This window comes from Helicobacter sp. MIT 21-1697, assembly GCF_026241255.1.
GTDB lineage: Bacteria > Campylobacterota > Campylobacteria > Campylobacterales > Helicobacteraceae > Helicobacter_C.
This window is the reverse complement of record NZ_JAPHNC010000024.1, coordinates 1-840: the sequence shown is the minus strand read 5'-3', so window position 1 is coordinate 840 and position 840 is coordinate 1. Positions and strand designations below refer to the sequence as shown.

The 840-nt window shown below is 34.5% G+C and carries 1 protein-coding gene and 1 pseudogene; both read left to right on the top strand.

What is annotated here, in order from left to right:
* The coding region (locus OQH61_RS09445; RefSeq protein WP_266027181.1) for a hypothetical protein at nucleotides 1–187 on the top strand (187 nt) is incomplete at its 5' end.
* Nucleotides 188–204: 17 nt separating this feature from the next.
* Nucleotides 205–840 (top strand): annotated as a pseudogene (locus OQH61_RS09440) (sulfatase); the annotation flags it as partial.

Sequence of the window (840 nt, the reverse complement as noted above, 5' to 3'; positions counted from 1 at the left end):
TGAAGCAAAAAGGAGTTTGATAGCTCAAAACAAAGCATTTTTAAATACAAGAGAGCGTATTGTAGGAGATAAAAAGGGTGCGAGAGATTATGATAAAGATTTAAAATCTACACAGAGTTATATCCAGCAAGGGCTATGCACATATAATCAATCAAGCCTGATAATGCCCAACAAGGACACAAAATAGAATAAATGGAGGAGTCTATGCAATTTAAACAAATAAAGAATCTTTTTCCTAATCCATTTTGCGATTCACGCTTTTTTCACGCCTTTTGTGTGCTTTTTGTCCTCAATTTTATTGTTTTATTTTTCTCTCATTATTTTTCACTACAAACGCGTTTTGATGTGTATTATTTCGTCACCTTTGCTTATCGTATAATGATGTTTTGCCTAAGTTACATTAGTTTGTTTTGTTTAATATATTGGCTTAGGGTGAATATATTGCGCAACTTCCTTTTAGCATTCGTGCTTTTTATGAGTGCGATATGCTATGTCGTAGAGATATTTCTCCTTTATAACTTTTCTACTCCGCTTAATTCTTATCTGATTACTATTGCCTTAGAGACAAATGCGCAAGAGAGTGTAGAATTTTTACAAACTTATGTGAGTATTGGGCTTTGTGGTATTTATGCTCTTACTTTATGTGGCATTTGGGTGATTTATAAGCTCAAAACTCCTTCAAAATTGCATTCTTTAAAATGGGTGTATAGCACGCTGCTTATAGTCATTGTAGGCATTCATATTACGCATTTACGCCCTTCAAGCCCCACTTTAAGATACTCCGATATGCCCTATCACGCTTTTTCTGCTGCACAAAGAGCGTATAAAGGCACTTTAGCT